General features: G+C 38.5%; 14 protein-coding genes. All 14 read right to left on the minus strand.

Annotated elements, in window-relative coordinates; all coding sequences use genetic code 11:
• Positions 1–166: 166 nt before the first annotated feature.
• The 14 genes from xrtD to dnm_RS18620 all read right to left on the minus strand — a co-directional run bounded on the left by xrtD (position 167) and on the right by dnm_RS18620 (position 17,397).
• Positions 167–1,729 (minus strand): VPLPA-CTERM-specific exosortase XrtD, encoded by a 1,563-nt coding sequence (gene xrtD, locus dnm_RS18555; RefSeq protein ID WP_207678397.1) that lies wholly within the window; start codon positions 1,727–1,729, stop codon positions 167–169.
• Between the two features lie 174 nt (positions 1,730–1,903).
• Entirely contained in the window at positions 1,904–2,914 is a 1,011-nt protein-coding gene (locus tag dnm_RS18560; RefSeq protein ID WP_207678398.1) for a Gfo/Idh/MocA family protein, read from the minus strand.
• 151 nt (positions 2,915–3,065) lie between these two features.
• Positions 3,066–4,523: a sugar transferase gene (locus dnm_RS18565; RefSeq protein ID WP_207678399.1), complete on the minus strand. Its 1,458-nt coding sequence runs from the start codon at positions 4,521–4,523 to the stop codon at positions 3,066–3,068.
• Between the two features lie 353 nt (positions 4,524–4,876).
• Entirely contained in the window at positions 4,877–5,359 is a 483-nt protein-coding gene (locus dnm_RS18570; protein ID WP_207678400.1) for an acyltransferase, read from the minus strand.
• 514 nt (positions 5,360–5,873) lie between these two features.
• Positions 5,874–7,106, minus strand: a complete 1,233-nt coding sequence (locus dnm_RS18575) for a glycosyltransferase family 4 protein (protein WP_207678401.1) — start codon at positions 7,104–7,106, stop codon at positions 5,874–5,876.
• 27 nt (positions 7,107–7,133) lie between these two features.
• Positions 7,134–8,498 (minus strand): phenylacetate--CoA ligase family protein, encoded by a 1,365-nt coding sequence (locus tag dnm_RS18580; RefSeq protein ID WP_207678402.1) that lies wholly within the window; start codon positions 8,496–8,498, stop codon positions 7,134–7,136.
• A 10-nt stretch (positions 8,499–8,508) separates the two neighbouring features.
• On the minus strand, positions 8,509–8,682 hold the full coding sequence (locus dnm_RS18585; protein ID WP_207678403.1) for a hypothetical protein: 174 nt from the start codon (positions 8,680–8,682) through the stop codon (positions 8,509–8,511).
• Between the two features lie 261 nt (positions 8,683–8,943).
• Complete coding sequence (locus dnm_RS18590; protein WP_207678404.1) at positions 8,944–10,065, minus strand: glycosyltransferase family 4 protein; 1,122 nt, start codon at positions 10,063–10,065, stop codon at positions 8,944–8,946.
• 145 nt (positions 10,066–10,210) lie between these two features.
• On the minus strand, positions 10,211–10,597 hold the full coding sequence (locus tag dnm_RS18595; RefSeq protein ID WP_207678405.1) for a hypothetical protein: 387 nt from the start codon (positions 10,595–10,597) through the stop codon (positions 10,211–10,213).
• A gap of 211 nt (positions 10,598–10,808) precedes the next feature.
• Positions 10,809–12,041, minus strand: coding sequence for a glycosyltransferase (locus dnm_RS18600; RefSeq protein ID WP_207678406.1), 1,233 nt, complete (start codon positions 12,039–12,041; stop codon positions 10,809–10,811).
• A 564-nt stretch (positions 12,042–12,605) separates the two neighbouring features.
• A complete protein-coding gene (locus dnm_RS18605) occupies positions 12,606–14,078 on the minus strand; it encodes an oligosaccharide flippase family protein (RefSeq protein ID WP_207678407.1) in 1,473 nt (490 codons plus the stop codon).
• A 76-nt stretch (positions 14,079–14,154) separates the two neighbouring features.
• Positions 14,155–15,492, minus strand: coding sequence for an O-antigen ligase family protein (locus dnm_RS18610; protein WP_207678408.1), 1,338 nt, complete (start codon positions 15,490–15,492; stop codon positions 14,155–14,157).
• A gap of 33 nt (positions 15,493–15,525) precedes the next feature.
• Positions 15,526–16,353 (minus strand): polysaccharide deacetylase family protein, encoded by an 828-nt coding sequence (locus tag dnm_RS18615; protein WP_207678409.1) that lies wholly within the window; start codon positions 16,351–16,353, stop codon positions 15,526–15,528.
• 159 nt (positions 16,354–16,512) lie between these two features.
• Entirely contained in the window at positions 16,513–17,397 is an 885-nt protein-coding gene (locus dnm_RS18620; protein ID WP_207678410.1) for a hypothetical protein, read from the minus strand.
• Positions 17,398–17,856: the final 459 nt, after the last annotated feature.

The raw sequence follows: 17,856 nt of genomic DNA on the forward strand, positions 1-17,856 counted from the left end.
TATAACATAGTAAATGGCGGGTCAATCAGGAATTTCCTGAATTTAGCCTTGAATTTCCTGAATTTGATATAATTGCCCTGGTACGGAGGAAAGAAACCCGGGTTTTTTCCGGTAGCGGAGAAGCCGGTCTGTCCGAGAAAAAAGCCGGGTTTCTTTGTTTCAAAGATCAGAGCGGCACATACCGGGGCAAAAGGGGCCAAAGATGCGATATGAACGCTTCCAGTTGGATGTAAGCATCCTCAGCTGACTGACCCGGTGCTGCCATCAGTTCCACCCGAACCAGGGAACCGTCCGTACGTCCGGGTATGATGCCATCCCATGTAATCCGCCCCTGTGTGATGGCATCCTGCATCAGGTAAAATTTATTTACCCAGGGACTTGTAACCACCCTTCCTCTCCCAAAAAAGAAATAGCTGGCCAACATTGCTGTATCGCCTTTTTTCATAACCATAACCTTTATTTTAACTTCTTCGGAAGCATTCGGCCTTATCAGACGCTCATTCTCTCTGAGCAGTGTCCAGCCCCCTCCGATCAGGCAGGACTGGGGCGCATGAGCAGTATGGCGGGTTTTCTGATATTCATAAAACGGGATAAGAAGATGAATTATGTTCATGGATCCCTCTTTGTAATACGTTGCACTCACATAGTCATCGGCCCAGAGCGAATCCATTATTTCTTTTGAAAGATAGCTTCTTTTTCCTTTCCACTCGCCGATTTTCATGGGAAAAGATTCAAAAGTCATCCTTTCAGGATAGGTCTGAGCAGAGGAAACTGATTTCAGCATCCAGCCGCTGACCAGAAAAAATGTGCAAAAAACCGTCGTCAGGACAGCAGGCATAACAAAGCCAAACGGCTTTCCTCCGGGATCTGTCTCAGATTCTCCGGTGGGATTCATTCTGATTTTTTTCAAAAAAAAAGCCATTGCGACCAGCACAGCGCCCGCGACCATAAAAACCAGCCATCCTGAAAGATCATGATAAACATCTTCGGTCAGCTCTTTATGATGATTGATGATGAGCAGGCCGGATGCAAATATCCTGAACCCGTTTACAAAAATTGACAGCGGCGGAACCAGAAGCAGCAGAAGTGTTTTCCGGCACCAGCCTTTATTGAAAAAATACCCCAGGAGAATCGCCATGAGTATCATTGGCATGAGATAACGTAATCCGCTGCATGCATCTGCCACCTGTAATTTATCAATGCCGATATCCAGAATATTTCCTTCCCGGAAAACAGGAACCCCGGCCATTCTGAGCATGCCTGTGGCCAATATGCTCGCGGCTATTCTCAGTTTAAATGTCAGCATACGGTTAACAAACGGCGGCAGCGGAACAATAAATAAGAGGATAATCAGCGGAAATATTAAGAATCTGGTTCGGGGGCCGTACAGTGTGACAGCCAGGCTTGTCGCACATCCCCATATCCCGATGTATAAAAAGGTTTCAACTGATCCGAGTTCTCCCACTATAATCAGGCTCACAGACAGAAGCATGAGAAAAATGCCGGAAGGCGTCAGCGTAAGCTCATGAAAATGAAAACTGGTTTTTCTCTCCCAGCAGAGGTAGAAAAACAGAGGGACAATCAGGTAGCAATAGCTGTTATCTTCTTTGGCCCAGTGGATTCCGAGTTTCTGAAAAACAGGCCAGTAAGCTGTGACAAAACAAACCGCAATCGCCACCGGGAAAATCGTTTTAATTATGTGATCCGTGCTGAATTGAATTTGATTCATTGAACAGATTTCTTTCCTTTGCAGTGGAAGCAAATCAGAATATCTCCACAATCGGGCGGAGAAGTACAGGGAAAACAGATAAGAAAAGGAAAACAGTGTGTTCTCCGAAATGAGTATTTTCCTTTTCTTATCCTCTTTCCTTGTACTTTTGAATATATCCCGAATCCTCAAATCTTAGCTAAGAGCTACCCCGACATTTCCATTATCCAGGGATTTCTGAGCGGCCTCCAGAATTTTTACCACATGAAGCCCGCTTTCACCATCACTCAGCGGCTTTTCGTTATTCTCGATACATTCAATAAAATGACTCAGTTCCGTGCGAAGCGGCTCGGACCCTCCGATTTTAGGAATAACGATATCCCCGTATTTGTATGAATAATGAAACTCGGTGTAGGTGTCGTAGTGCATGGGCTTTTCAACACTCTTGTCATAAATCCTTATTTTCTCAGTGGGCTGAACATCATCATAGACCATCATCTTCTTGCTGCCCACGACGGTCATTCTTCGGATCTTATCAGGATCCAGCCAGCTCGTCTGGATGAAACCAAGGAGGCTTCCTGCAAATTGGAGGGTTAATACAGCGACATCCTCAACCGCCGGATTGATATGAGACGCGCCTATGGCAGTGACCATTTGCGGTTCCTGGTCCAGCAGATACAGAATAATGGAAATATCATGAGGGGCCAGGTCCCATATCACATTGATATCCTGCTGAAAAAGTCCGAGATTCAGTCTCTGCGAACTAATGTAATAAAGTTCGCCAAGTTCACCGGAATCAATGATCTCCTTCATTTTTCGCACAGCTTCTGTATAGAGAAACGTATGCCCCACCATCAGTTTCCGCTGCTGTTTTTCCGAAAGTGCGATCAGCGCATTGGCTTCATCCGCGGACGCGGCAATTGGTTTTTCGACAAATACATGTTTACCGGCTGAAAGCGCTTCCCACGCAAGTTTGTAATGCGTATGAACCGGTGTGGCAATGGTCACAATGTCAATTTCAGGATCCGCAATAATTTCTTTGTAATCTTTTGTGGTTTCAATGGTGTGATAAAGCCTTTTCATATGAGCCAGGCGTGCCTCATCCAGATCTGCCACACATATGACATCGCTTTTTTTCAACTGAATAAAGTTTCTGATCAGGTTGGGTCCCCAGTAACCACATCCGATAACACCGACTTTAAACATATTTTCCTCCTCTGTAAATCGAAACTTGAAACTCAAAACTCGAAGCTTGAAATCCGGAGGTTCTGCGGATTTTCTTATGTGCATATGCGACTGTTCCGAGTTTCAAGTTTCCAGTTTCCAGTTTCCAGTTTCCAGTTTCCAGTTTCCAGTTTCAGAATCCGCCTTTTCCAAAAAAGATGACCGGAAATGTTGCTAAAATGACCTCGGCATCCAGAACTAATGAAATGTTGTTTATATAGTAAAGGTCAAGGATCACCATTTCTTCAAAACTGACAGAACTTCGTCCCAGCGCCTGCCATAATCCTGTGCATCCGGGAAGAATATTGAGACGCTTCTTGTGCCATTCCTCATAACACTCCCACTCGTAAGGCAGACAAGGTCTCGGACCCACCAGGGTCATATCCCCTTTGATAACATTAAGCAGTTGCGGGAATTCATCCAGACTGGTTTTTCTGATAAATTTTCCAAATTTAAAAATTCTGGGATCATCAGTGATTTTAAATATTTTTATATCATCGTTCTCGCCTTGGTTTCCATTTTGGATAAAATCTTTAACATATTCCTGATGTCTGGAATCATCAGTGCCCATGTGCATGGAACGGAATTTATAGAACTCAAAAGGGCGTCCGTCTTTGCCAATTCTTGTCTGTTTGAAAATCACAGGGCCTTTGGAAGACAATTTGATTCCCAGAATAACGGCGATAAACAGGGGGGAAAGTATTACTATGGCCAGCAAAGCTAAAATAATATCAAGGTCTCTTTTCAGATTACGGGCATAACCGTCAAGAGAGTTCATATGAAGTGTGGCAATGGGAATGTTTGAATAAAACTCCAATTTCATCTTCTCAGCAATCACCCTCAGAAGGTCCGAATAAATTCTGACAACCTTACCCGTTTCCAGGCTTTTTTCAACAATACAGACCATTCTTTCATAAGGGGCATTATTGATTGCAATGAGTATTTCATCCACATCACGGTCTCTGACCACTTTGTCAAGGTCATCTAATTTTCCCAGGTTATGAAACTGCTTATAAATTTTTTTACCGACCGCTTTATAATCGTCTAAAAACCCGGCAATATGAAAATTGGATAAAATATCATGCTGTAATGACTCCGCCACATATTTAGCAGCCTCATCCCCTCCGACAATCAGCACTCTTGTCTGATAAATATTTTTTTGGGCAAGGAAGATAAGAATTTTTTTGGTCAGCAGCGCTCTCAGCAAAGTAAACATGACCAAGTTATACAGAGAAAAATACAGAACTAATTTTTTTCCGTATATTAGAAAATAGTCAACATTACAAACCACCATAAACATGATGCTCATCAAAGCGCCAAACACAAGAGACTTCACAATAAGGATAAACTGCCTGTATTGGGTAAGTACAATATTTCTCATATAAAGGTGGCTGTGGTAAAAAGCGAAGATATAAAAAATCAGTACAATAAGATATAAATTAAAATGACTGAAGAAAAAATACAGATGATTTTTAGAAGCGGGCCAGAAATTCGGTATGCATTTATCAAGGGCCATGAAGAATGATATCGTCAGGATAATAAAATCTGACCCCAGAAGGATATATTTGAATTTGGGCTGATTCTCTATCATAAATTGCCTCTGCCTTTATTTTTCCTGATTATAACGGATTTAGGGGAGGGCCGACCAGACCCCGTAAGAGCGGCATATTTGCAGCGGCAGGTTTGCAGGCATCCCGACAAGCCCCGTAAGGGCGGCATATTTGCAGCGGCAGGTTCGCACGCCCCGCGGGGCTTTGCCGGCCTGACATGATGAATGCTACAAATATGCCGCCCCCACGGGGCTTTGTCGGCCTCCCCTAAATCCGTTATAATCAGTATTTTTTTTTCTATCACTCGATGATCAGGTTTTCTGACCTGATTCGAATAAAAAGCCTGTCATTCCTGCTTTCGCAGGAATGACAAAAAAAATTTGATTGTCGAGTGTTATAAAGTTCGGTGTCGTAATATGTTAGCGGGGTTCCCTGCCACAATCGTATTCGGAGGCACATCTTTAGTGACGACCGCGCCGGCACCGACCAGCGCGCCTTCACCAATGGTGATTCCGCACATAATTGTGGCATTGGATCCGATAACGGCTCTTTTCTTTACCAGGGTGGGGACACAGGTCCAGTCAGCCTCGGTCTGAAGAGAGCCATCAGGATTGACGGCCCGCGGTTCCCTGTCGTTAATAAACATGACACCGTGGGAAACCATGACCTCATCTTCAATGGTCACTCCTTCGCAGATAAACGTATGACTCTGAATTTTACAGCGTTTTCCGATTTTCACATTTTTTTGGATCTCTACAAATGTGCCGATTCGGGTCTCGTCTCCGATTTCACATCCGTAGAGATTTACGAAATTATAGATCACAACATTTTTTCCCAGCTTCACATCGGGAGTGATAACATTTATGTCATGGTTCATAGTTACCTCGTTTTACACAGCCCTGAAGGGGTATTTATTACAGTCCGAGGCTGAAACCCCGGTTTAAGGTTGCTGATATGCCTGATGGTTCCGATAATTTGGGAATTGACCTTTTTAATTTAAAATCTATGTAACAAACAAAAGGTTACAGATAGGTTACAGATTCGAAAAAAAATAAAAATCTGGTTCTGATGAGTGCAAGCAGATCGAAAATGCCCTGAACCGCTCCTGGAGGATTAACAAATCCGCCGGAAATGCCTGGGATTTGTCAATCCCTGGCGAGCATTTCGGAGTACTTTCCACCTTTGCCGAACGGGATTTACCTTTGCCGGACGGGATTTGTAATCCCGTCCGAAATGTTTGCTGCCTGGGACCGGTAAACATTTCGGCCGGGGTTTCCGAACCCTGGCGGGGGATTTGTCAATCCCCCGCGAGCAACAGGCGGGTATTTTATTTATTGAGAAATCCCTATTATTTGGTAAGCCTTCGGAGGGTAAGATGAGAAGACATGGAACTACTTCCCTTTCAGCGCAGTTTGGTAAGCCCTCAGAAGGTTTTGCTTTTGATGTTCCCATCCTAAAAATTCTGATATCCTCTGAGAGCCGACACGTCCCATTTGCTCCCGTTTTTCCGGATGATCCATCATATCTGAAATGGCCTGGGCAAATTGCTGAATGTCCCCGGACGGCACATAAACAGCGGCCTCCTGAGCAGTATATCGGGTTTCTTTAAGATCATATGCGACAATTGGCTTGCCGATTGCCATGTACTCTCCGTTTTTTATAAAAGTTGAAAGAGCATTTAACGGTGTCCAGGGTTCCGGGGACAGAAACACATCTGCAACAGACATATAAGAACGAAGTAAAAAATCATCTCTGATCGTACCGGGCATATCAACGAATGCACTGAGACCTTTCTCAGATAACGCATTCAGTACTTTCATGCGCTCGGACCCATCGCCGACCAATAGAAAAAGAATATCCCGCCGACCTTTCTCCTGCACGATATATCGGATGACGTCAACTAATCCGAAAACCCCGTCCTCCTCTCCCATCACCCCCACGTAACAGGCAACAAAAGGAAACCCTTTTTTCAGGTCCGGATTTTTTTTCACCGGTACAAACTCTCTGATTTTAGGACCGTTTCTGACAACGAATATTCGATCCGGGCGGATATGATTTCTTTCCGTCCCAATTTGTTTATAGGATTCGTTAGTTGTGATGACCGCATTTGAACTGCTGAATGTGAAATATTCTGTCACACGGGCCAGCAGATACAAAAGCTTCCCCTTTATCCCTCGGAAACGCCAACGAATCATCTCCGGAAACAAATCATGATGGTCAAACACAAATTTAGAACCGAGAAAGCGGTAAAACAGAGCAATTGGAAAGAAAATATCAGGCGGATTACACACATGAAGAATATCAAAACGTTCCTTGCGCCAAACCTTCCAGGAAAGTCCTGTAATTGAGATAAATGCTTTGAGATATTCGACGATGTATGCTTTAGTGCCTTTTTCCGCAAATATCAGCGGAAAAAAGTAAACACTGATTCCGTCCAGCATTTTATGTTTTGCGATAATGTTATATTCCGGTGACTCAGTGCCGGCATGTGCCCCTCGCGCTGCGGGACAGATTACCGTCACCTTCCACCCGGCATCCCTCAGTGTTGTGGCTTCATACCACACACGCCGATCTATGGGAACCCAGCTATTTTCCAGGATAATTAAAACGTTACCCGGCTTCATATTTTATCCACCCATCTCCGTTAAGTTTTATGAACTGACCGTCCATATATTATCAACATCCGATATAACTGTTCTGTGTTTTCTGCTTATGCTGCTTTCTCTGAAATTTCCTTCCTCAAGAGAAATGCTTACCTGATTTTTGAAATTTTCTTCCAATGATTTGACAATATGATCAAAATCAGATATTTTCGCTCTGTCAGCGAGTGCCAGATGAATTTCCAACTTGTCAGCAGCAGGCTGTATGATCTGATATCGGGTGATGCGATCATCCTGATAGAATTCGGGCAGATGGTTGAAAAAAGCACCGTGAAGCATGTGCCCGTCCGGCAATGTGATAATATCTCTCTGCCTTCCCATCAACCGGCGTATTTTGCTATGAGATCTTCCGCATGGACACATTCCAGTTCTTCCCAACTGACCAATGTCCCCTGTGTCGTATCTGACAATGGGAAACGCATAGTTGGAAAGATTGGTGGATATGATTCTGCCGACGCCGTTTTCATCTTTATCCGCGATGTCAATATGGCAGGTTTCCATATTATAATGGTAGCCGTCATGCTGATCGCATTCATTGGTTAACACACCGGCTTCCGGACATCCGTAGTTATCATACACTGGCGCTCCCAGATGTTTTTCTATCAGTTTTCTCTGATCAGGAAAGAGCATGTCACTTGTTGTGAAGATTGCCCTGAGACCATCAATAAACCTTTTTTTTGACATCAGAAACCTTGCTAATTGCAGAATAACTGAAGCATATCCGAACAGATATTTTGGTTTTTCCTTATGAAAAAAACGAAATATCTCATCCAAGTTTTCCTTTTCAATATGATAGCTTGGAAAGGTGACTGTGTTTTGAAACCAAAAATATAAAGGCATCCCGAATCTCAGCTTCCTGGGTCTTAATGAGCCATAGGCTAATGTGACGTATCTTTCTCCCAGTCTGTACCCGCCATAGCCAAATCCCCTGTACATATTTGCCCACATGGTTCCGTGGCTTCTGGCGTCATGGTAGAGTTTCAAAGGTTCCCCTGTGGACCCTCCGGTTCCTCTGAGTTTTGGTCTGAACTGCATGATATTGTCTGCTTTGAGCCGTGAAAAATTATTCCGTATGTCATCTTTTGTCAAAACAGGCAGGCATTCCATATCAGAAGGGGATAAGATAACTTCCGGATCGAACTTGTATTCAGAAAACAACTGTCTGTAGTAAGGGACATGCTTCTTACAGTGAACAAGCAATTCCTTAAGTCTTTGAAACTGAATGGCCTCAAGTTCATCAATATTGCAGTACTCTGTTTCAAACAGTTCATCCAGAATTTTACATGTTGTAGTTCTCCGAGCCAGATCAACGATTCGAATTCCGATTTTTTTTGTAAACAACTCTTTCAGGTTCATAACTAACCTCCTAAGTCTTACAATCTTCAATTATCAGTTCTGCAACAGAAGCCCATGAGGATTTTCTGATAAAATCACGGCGGGCCTCCTTCTGCTGCTGCTGCTTATTTAAAGCCTTTTCAATTGCTGCTACAAAACTGGGGCCGTCATTGGCAAATTCCACAAAGCGAGAATATTTTTTCACTTCTCTTTTGCCTTAATCCACAAGAATTTGCTACAAAATTTTGAAAAAATATAGAACTGCGGTTGTACTGGGGTGATGAAAATATTTCCAAAGCTCCGAAAAAACTGATCCCGTTTTTGTTCCCCGCATTTTTTAACTTCCTGATTTTTAAGTTATAAAAAATTTGCGGAATAAAAATGGGATCGCAATTATCAGCCCGGTTTGTGACATTTTCATCACCCCACGGTTGTACTAACTTGTCGTTCGAGTGCTATATGCCATTTAGTCTGCTTCTAAGACTGAAAAATATATTTTTTTAAGTTGTTTCATTACTTTTTCCTGAATCAATTTTTCCTCAAACACTTTTTTTGCCCGCCTGCCCATTTCAATTGCTTCATTAGGATGACTAATCATCCATTCTATTTTCTTTCCCAAATCATCAGCATCCTCAAAATTAACGAATAAGCAAGATACACCATGTTTCAAATATTCAGGAACCGCACCTACGGGCGTGCAAATGATAGGGCGGCTTGCTGACATAGCTTCTATAATTACAAGAGGAAAATTTTCCCGATTGGAAGGAAAAACAAAAATATCACTTTCAGAGAACCTTTTTATCTTTTCCTTACCATATATAGGTCCTGTAAATTCGTAATATTTATCAGATATAAATTCTGAAGCCAGTTTTCGCATTGCCCGAAAATCTCCAGGGCGTGCTTCCGGCCCGACGAGTTTGATATGAAAATTTTTCTGATGAGTTACGACTTTACCTAAAGCGCGAAGTATGGTATCTACTCCTTTGAGCTTACTTATCCGGCCTATGAAAAGCAGATTTGTTTTATTATTTTGAAACGGGGGTTGAAAGACGTGGTTAGCGAAATTTTCATCAATCGGATTTGGCAAGATGAAAATTTTATGTTCAAAACAGCCTATATTACTCAGAGCTTTCTTCCATTTTTCACCAAGAACAATCATACCATCTGATAAATTTAAAACTTTTTTTCCGATGAACTGGAATGGCTTATATAATTTATTCCAAAACGTTTCAAAGGCCCCGCCATGAAGATGCCCGATTGTCTTACATTTGAAAAATTTTGCAGATATTAAAAAAAACATCGATTTAGGAAAATTCCAGAAAGAAGTAACTGGATAATGAACTATATGTGGCCTGTATTTAACGACCATATAAATCCAAGATATATAATGTCTTATAAAAAAAATTATATTTGTCAAATTAAACTGGGCTGCGTTACTTAACCCCTTGGTCCTTTCAGTGTAATAAGGAATAAAAATAAAATGTTCCTGTAACAAAGGACTGTTTATGATCGCGTTTGTAATCGTAGGCAAAGGACCTTGAAGATTACTAAGCCCTCCTATCAAAATAATATGTTTCTCAGATTTCATTTTGCTACCTTATATTTTTTACACAAACTGATAGTTAGCTTATTGATTTATATGGTTATAAAGTTTATGTTCAGTTTTAGAACACTAATAAAATTCATCAGCGAATATATCAATATTGTATTTTTTCACAACTGGTATGACATGATCAATATTCCCTTTCCATCCATCGTCTAAAGATATCCAGATTGTTCACCGTAAAAGTTTTGGGAACATCCCAGCCTTCTTTTATTGAGAGTTCATAAAAGCTTGATTTTTCCATTAAGACTTCCACAACATCTTCCAAAGGTAATATGAAACGATAATATGGTTCAAGTTCGCTTCTTCTTTTTGAAATTTCAACAACATGCGCATCTGAAGTCAACAGAATTTTAGGCAGGTCCGTAAATTGATTTTTTATATTCAACAAACAGTTAACCAGCCCTTCTTCCTTAGTAAAGGTGATTTTCCGATCAGGAATGTTTGAAAAAAAGCAAGGATTTTTCTTCTGATCTTGTTCTCCGACCGACCAGATTCTCACATTCTCTTTTTTCAAATGCCTTAAACATCTTATAGTAGAAAGAAATGTGCTATAAAAACCGGGAACAATTATCGTATCAAATTTTTTCATTTTTTTACCGTGAAAATACATTTTGAAAAGCCGGGTTTTTTATCTGAAAACATTTTCATAACCGGGGGCAAAAAACCCGGCTTTTTTATGAGCGTTTATTTTTCATGCTTTTAATCCCTCTTTCAAAAATAAAGCTTCACTTCCTCCCGCTGTCTTTCCTATAACAATCTGTGAAGTAAGGCAGTATCTTTTTGGCTATTTTCCGATAACTATAATGATTTATCACATAATTTCTTCCCTTTTTAGCCATTTCTTTTCTCAAATCAGCATTATTTAACATCTCAACAATTGCATTACTCAAGGATATAATCTCATAATCAACAAGAAAGCCGCCGCCAGATTCCAAAACCACCTTTTCTTGTTCATATATGCCCTTGTTTGCCACCACAGGCACACCATTTCCCAAGCTTTCATAAAGCTTGGTGGGAGAACTTATTTTATAATAACTGTGAGGAGGTATAATCGAGAGGCTAAGATCACAATAGTAAAGATAATCGTAAAGATCATTTCGGTCCAACTGACCCGTAAAAATTACATCTTTTTCTATTCCCAAATAAGAGCAAGTCAACTTTAATTCTTTTTCTTGCCAGGAGTATGCTGTCTTTCCCATTAAAATCAGTTTGCATTCAGGACATTGTTTTTTTACTTCAGCAAATACTTTTAAGATAAATTGGGGGTTTCTAAGAAATCCTAATGTGCCAAAATAGGTGATGAGAAAGTATTTTTCCTTCATTTTTTTCAGAAATCCTATTTCTTTTTTATCCTTATTCAGCAAATCTTCGTCCACACCCATTGTTATTGGAATCATTTTCTCCTCGGCAACATGGACAAGAAGCGTTTTTTTGAAAAAATTTGTAATGGGAAAAATGATATCCGCTGTTTTTATAACCTTTTTTACAAAAAAATTATGATAATGCCCTTGAAACAGATGCCAGAATCTTATTAATGTATTATCAATCTCAGAGTTCCCAATGTGCATATCACCTAGCGGACTTGAATACTGATAATAAAGTTTAAATTTAAAAAAGAGCCTCAGAGGAGCAATTAAAAAAGCTTCAAATGGTAAGTCTCTGACCAAAACAATATTTATGTCACCGGACATCAAGAAACGTAACAATTGAAAGAGTTTTTGCCATCCCATTAATTTATTAATAAATTTGATGAGATAATGATTTCCTTTAACGGCTCTGCTCAAAACAACCTGAGAATTATGCCATCTTTGTTTTTTGTCCTTACTGAATTCTCCCTGAAAAAACCATAACATATCTACTTTTTTGCCTAACTCTTTCGCAAAGACATTTTCTAATACAGCATGAGTACAGGGAAAGCGGTAGTAACTAAGAATAACAACCTTTTTTTGCTTTTTCATTTCGTGCATTACAGAATTCAAAGCCTTTCAATTTGCGATATTAATTAAATCATATACAAACAACGGTTCGGACAATTTTTAAAAATTAAGGCAGTATAAAATATAATCCATTGAAAACAAATGATTTATTTTTTTGTTCAGAAAACCATCAGATTTTATAAAATCAATTTGGCTTTCTTCATTTATCAGTTTACACTTTACAAGTGCTTTGTCAGGATTGATTTTAGGCGTTGACATATATAAAATCAACTCGCAAAAACAAAATTGACAACGCAGTAGTACGCCACTTTGTAAATACGTGACCCCCCTCCGGGAAGCCGGAAGGCTGATTTCAAATGACCGGCCGGAGTCATAAGGGGGTCACGGACTTTCAAAGTGGTGTAGTAGAACAATTTTGCAAATTGTTCTACTGCTCAGAAAAAGCGTAAGTTACTTTGTTTTTATGAAAGATGTCATCAACTCATACAAAAACCTATCCAACCTATTGATAAAAAAGGGTTTGATGTATTTTTGTCGAAAAAAGATATTGTTTATACTCCATGAATGAAGCCAGTAAAGTCAAAATTACTCCGATGCATATTGTCTTAAACGCAAAAGACCTTTTAGCTTATCATCTCTGTAAATTATCAAAATATAATAGATAAGTGTCATAATGCCACTTGATAACATTAAGAAAATCGGAGAATACTGAAAACCAAACTTTAACAGAACGAGCGTTCCTATAAATGGAAGTGAAAACAGGACTGAATGGAAAAGCACAACAAATGTTTTGCGATAAGAAGCATCAACGAGATCAAACAACCAGAAAATACAAATTAAATATATGATTATACTGCATATCGAATATAGTATCATAGCGAGCAGAACATTGTCCATTAGTCCACCAATAAACAGAGAACAGATTCTGACAATCAGAAATGCGCTATCAAAATAAAAACGAACTTCCTGTCTCTCTAATACATTAAAAAAGGCGAAGAAGGGACGGGAAATAAATGTGAAAAGATAAACAAAGCATAATATCTGTGCAAATGTTCCGGCTAGTACCCAAGTATTCCCAAATAAGATAATAAAAACTTCCCGACCAATGATGGATATAAAAGCGATTGGGACAACAACAATTGAAATTAAATATGTTAAGAGTTTAAGGGAAATATCTCCCAATTCCTTGCCCTGATTCTTCAATTCCGCAATTTTTTGGAAAAAAACCCGAAAGATTGCATCCCCTATCAGTTTCATCGGCATACCAAGTACTCGGGTTGTCAAAGCATAAATACCAACAATATCCGGAGAAAAAAAGATTGCTATCATAATTATCGGAACCTGTCTGGAAATATTACCCAACAGCACAGACCAGTTAGAGATTAATGGGAACTTACGATATCTCTTTGCGCTTTGAGAAATCTTCACAATAGTTATACTTGATTTAATAGCATCCCTGTCTTTTTTCCAAATAGCATGGCCTAATGTCAGAATAGAAAAAAAGACTCCTATCAAACGGGAAACAATTAAAATAGAAGCGTGAACATAACCCAACAAACCACAACATAGGGACAGACATTTATCACAAGATGTTGCAACAATTTTGCTAAGAGATAGCTGAGTGAACCGCTTTTTTCTTAAAGACCAGTAATTAAGGGCTGAGTATATACCATCAATAAAAATACTGGCTGGCAAAATCCATAAATACGATTCCACTTGTGTTATATTGAAGTAATGACAGACTTGTTTGCCCCCAAGTAACACAATGATACAAACTAAAAACGAAACACCTGTCACTGTTAAGACTGTTAAACCGAAAACATTGCTTGCTTCGATATCATTTTTTGGTAATAAGATTGCCGAAACATATGATAAGGATGAAGTTAGCGTGAATAGTACTGTAATTGATAAGTAAAGCGAAAAAATACCGTAATCATCAGGTGAAAAAAGGCGGGTCACAATCGGAATGACTAAAATTGATATAACCTGAGCAGTAGCGTTGCCCACCATTAATTTGGCAATATTGCCAGCAAAGGTGTCTTTTTTGGTTTTTACCATTTAAGAACCAGTTTTTATAAATTGATTTAACCTATTTTTAGTTTATTTTACTTATTAATCTGAAAAGATAATTTTTTCAGCTAACTGCTAAATTTGTCTGGGCAGATGCATCAGTTTCCGGCTCAACAGAAGAACTTAATAGTTTGATACGGGCTTCATTAAACCCCATGAAAATAAATCCAATATAGGGCATCGTGCCGTGCATAAATCCATTGCCTAAGCTGTTACAGAGTATTATAAATATAATCATAAGGTTAATTGCGACAAACACATCTGATTTGGCTTTAGTCATAGCAATTTTAAAATGAATTAGAAACAGTGAAGAATAGAGAATATAGCCGAATATCCCACCGAATTCTAACCATTCGATATGGAAATTATGATTGGTAGAGTAATTCTCTCCTTTATGTATTCCAACACCGAAAAAAGGAGACCTTTCAAAATCAGAAAGTCCATCTAAATAAGATAATGATCGTCCGTAAATTGTATTTTTCCAATAATCCATATCTGCGACTCTCATAAGTGTCTTATTTGTCTGTTTTGATATTTTTATGTTTTTGAATATGTAAGGCGAAGATGCAAGGAGCAGGGTTAATATCAAGGTAGATATCAGCATTAAAAACATGAGGATAAGTGCTTTACCGCGTCTTATAGCCACATATAAAGCAGGGCTGATTAGCATGCTCAGAATATAAACTCTGGACATTGCAGAAAGAAAGGCTAAAGATAATATTATAAAACATATGAACCCGATAAAACGTCTCCACCATCTTGCATAAAAAAGATAAATTAGCGTTGGAACGTACATTGTCGCTATGCTAACTGGCGGCAACGAGAAAAGATATACTCTTTGCAGTGTAACAGCAAATTCAATGATAGCGAAACATCCAAAAACAGTTATGCCTCCAATGAAAAAAAATATTGCAGCTTTATATTCATCTGATGTTGTAATGATTCCTTTAATAACATAATATGAAACTACTGGAATAAAAATAGAATGAAATGCAAGGAAACCACTATCAATTAATGTTTCCGAAATAATTGTCGATGTTAGAAATGTAAAACATATTAAAATAATAATAAAATCAGTCGATGTAAATCCATATCTGTATTTTTTTAAAAAAGTTTTATAAATGGTAAAGATAATGAGACCATTTATTCCTATAATATACGGATTAAAAGTAATGATACCAATTTCGACCCGGCACAATCCCTTAAAAGAGATACATGCGAGAACAAGACAAAACAGGCCAAATGAGTCAAGACATATCGCTACTCCCAAAAAAATCGCATTAACAGGTATGAGATAAAGCAGGATATCTTCAGATTTCAAATGGCCTATCATCTTAACAACTAATATCTCAAATGCAACAATTGCACCAAAACTTCCGTATATTAAAATGGTTTTCTTCAATATACACCACCAACATAATGAAAAGTGTCATTATCAAGTCGTGATATCATCGTAATTGATATTCAAGCATGATAAAAAGTAGTTATACATGAAATCAAATGGTAGTATCTTTACATCTTTTCTTTCTGACAAACCAGCGATAAACTCTTCAAAAACTATTAATCTGCTATTATCTTTTCCTTGAACCCACGGATGAAAACCAATCGCTCCATACTTTTTCTCTTTGCATATTTCATCGACACATTTTTGAAGTTTCTGTAACATGGCATCAGGGGTGATATTCATTGATTGATAGCTCCAATCATCTATTATCACAGGCATTCTTACAAGATATCTGTTCTGTTTTTTCTTAATTATATAAGGAAAGTTGGCATTATCACCTTCAGCGCTCCAGTACAATCCTTGGTTTAATAATACTGACATCTGCTTGAAGTTCCATTTAGATTGTGGAGAACGAAAACCTTTAAGTTCGATTCCGATGGATTTGAAATTTTCTTTCGTGTGTATAATGTCAGAAATTATTTCTTTCTTTGAAAGCATTGTCATAATGCTGTGATTATATGAGTGGCTTGCAATTTCATGACCATCTGACAAAATTCGGGAAACTACCTCTGGAACTTCGTTCATTAATTTGCCTACAATATTATAAGTCGCCTTTATTTTGTATCTTGCTTCGATATCTAATATTGTATTTACACCTTTGTGGGAAATTTTTTTCAACCCCCTGCCAGCATAATCTCCTTCATAATCATGAAAAATTGTAATGTAAGCAAAGTCTTTATTATTTCTTTTTTTCTGCATTGTTCTTATAAGAAAACATCTTATCGCATTAAGTTTTCTTATAAATTTTTGTTTATACATCTCAGCATCCTTATATGATAGTTTATAAAATGTATAGGTCTGCAAATTTTGACGTTTTAATAAAATTAATAGGTTATCTGCTGAATTATCAATAAGTTTTGGTCAGAACACAGCATTTTATCAATTTCATTTAAATTACAATGCGTTATCTTAATTTGTTTAATATTTAAAAAAATCTCTTGCTTTTTGTGTTTCTGAAATAAATTCATTTTCCTCTTGTTTATTCCAAGTATAACTTCGTTTCTTCCCCTTACCAGGTTTAACTTTTTTAATTTTTTCAAATTTTTTTTTAGAAAAAGGTAAAAGACCGCCAATAAAAGAATGAAGACTTGAATACATATTATAATCAATCTGTTCCAATTTTACTATCATATATTGTTCTTGAGGGATTTGGTTCAGCTTGTTCTTTATTTCCAAATTTATAGTATTCCACATCCAGGCAATTTTTCCAATCTGAGTTAAACTCAGCCAGCGAGAAAATTCTTGCCTATGTGGGACAATACGTCCAAAAAATTTATTAGGGGCATCATGATGATATTGGTATCCCAAACTTAAATCTAAATTTTCTTTAAGTGGAGCAACCCTGTACCATCCCTTATTATAATGTGATTTCACGGTGTCTCGAGGGTTACGAATCATAAAAATAAATTTTGCTTTAAATTGGTCATAGAGGATAGGTATAGCTAATGATAAATAAGGATTAGCTTCAAAATATACTTTTTTTAATGATGTTGAGGAGTTGGTTAATTCCTGTCGTTTTGCTAAAAAACCATATAGATCAATAGGCAGTCTGTTCCACAGGCAATATTGAAGAAAACTGTCGCCAATCATTCCCCCTACGGTATCCGTGTGAAAAGATGCTATCATGTGGTCTTCTTCCATTAATCTGGCTATAAAGTGAGTACCACATCTCCCTGTACCAATAGCAAAGACAGGTGGTTGCTTTGAGGTAATAGGAGTATTACAATACCTGACATCTTTTTTTATACGTGAAACTATATTTTTCTTTATTTGTCCAATTTTATGATACATTTTTTTCTTCAATTGTTTTTTTTCTGATTATAACGGATTCAGGGGAGGGCGCGGTATGCTGAAACTATCATGTCACAGGACGCCGTCCTCCCCGGATGTCATTCAGGGGAAAAGCGGCGCGATGTGCGACCTGCAATAATGCCACAAAGGCACGAAGGCGCGAAGTCTCACGAAGGCTCTCTGTGCTTCTTTGTGTCTTCGTGTCTTTGTGGCATTGAAGCCCCGCGGGGGCGGCATGTTTGCAGCATGCAAATATGTCGTGGCAGCCTCCCCTGAATCCGTTATAATCAGTTTTTTGGCTCTCTGGTAATTCGTGTTAAAGCTTTTATTAAATTAAAACAGAATGATATCATATTTTACAGCATTTAAAAATGCGCAAAAAATCTTCCGCATTAAAAATGCAAAAAGCATATTTGACGTAACATACTGAATTTACATATTATGCAAAATGTCGGCATCTATGCCGGACGA

The organism is Desulfonema magnum, from assembly GCF_017377395.1.
GTDB lineage: Bacteria > Desulfobacterota > Desulfobacteria > Desulfobacterales > 4be13 > Desulfonema_C > Desulfonema_C magnum.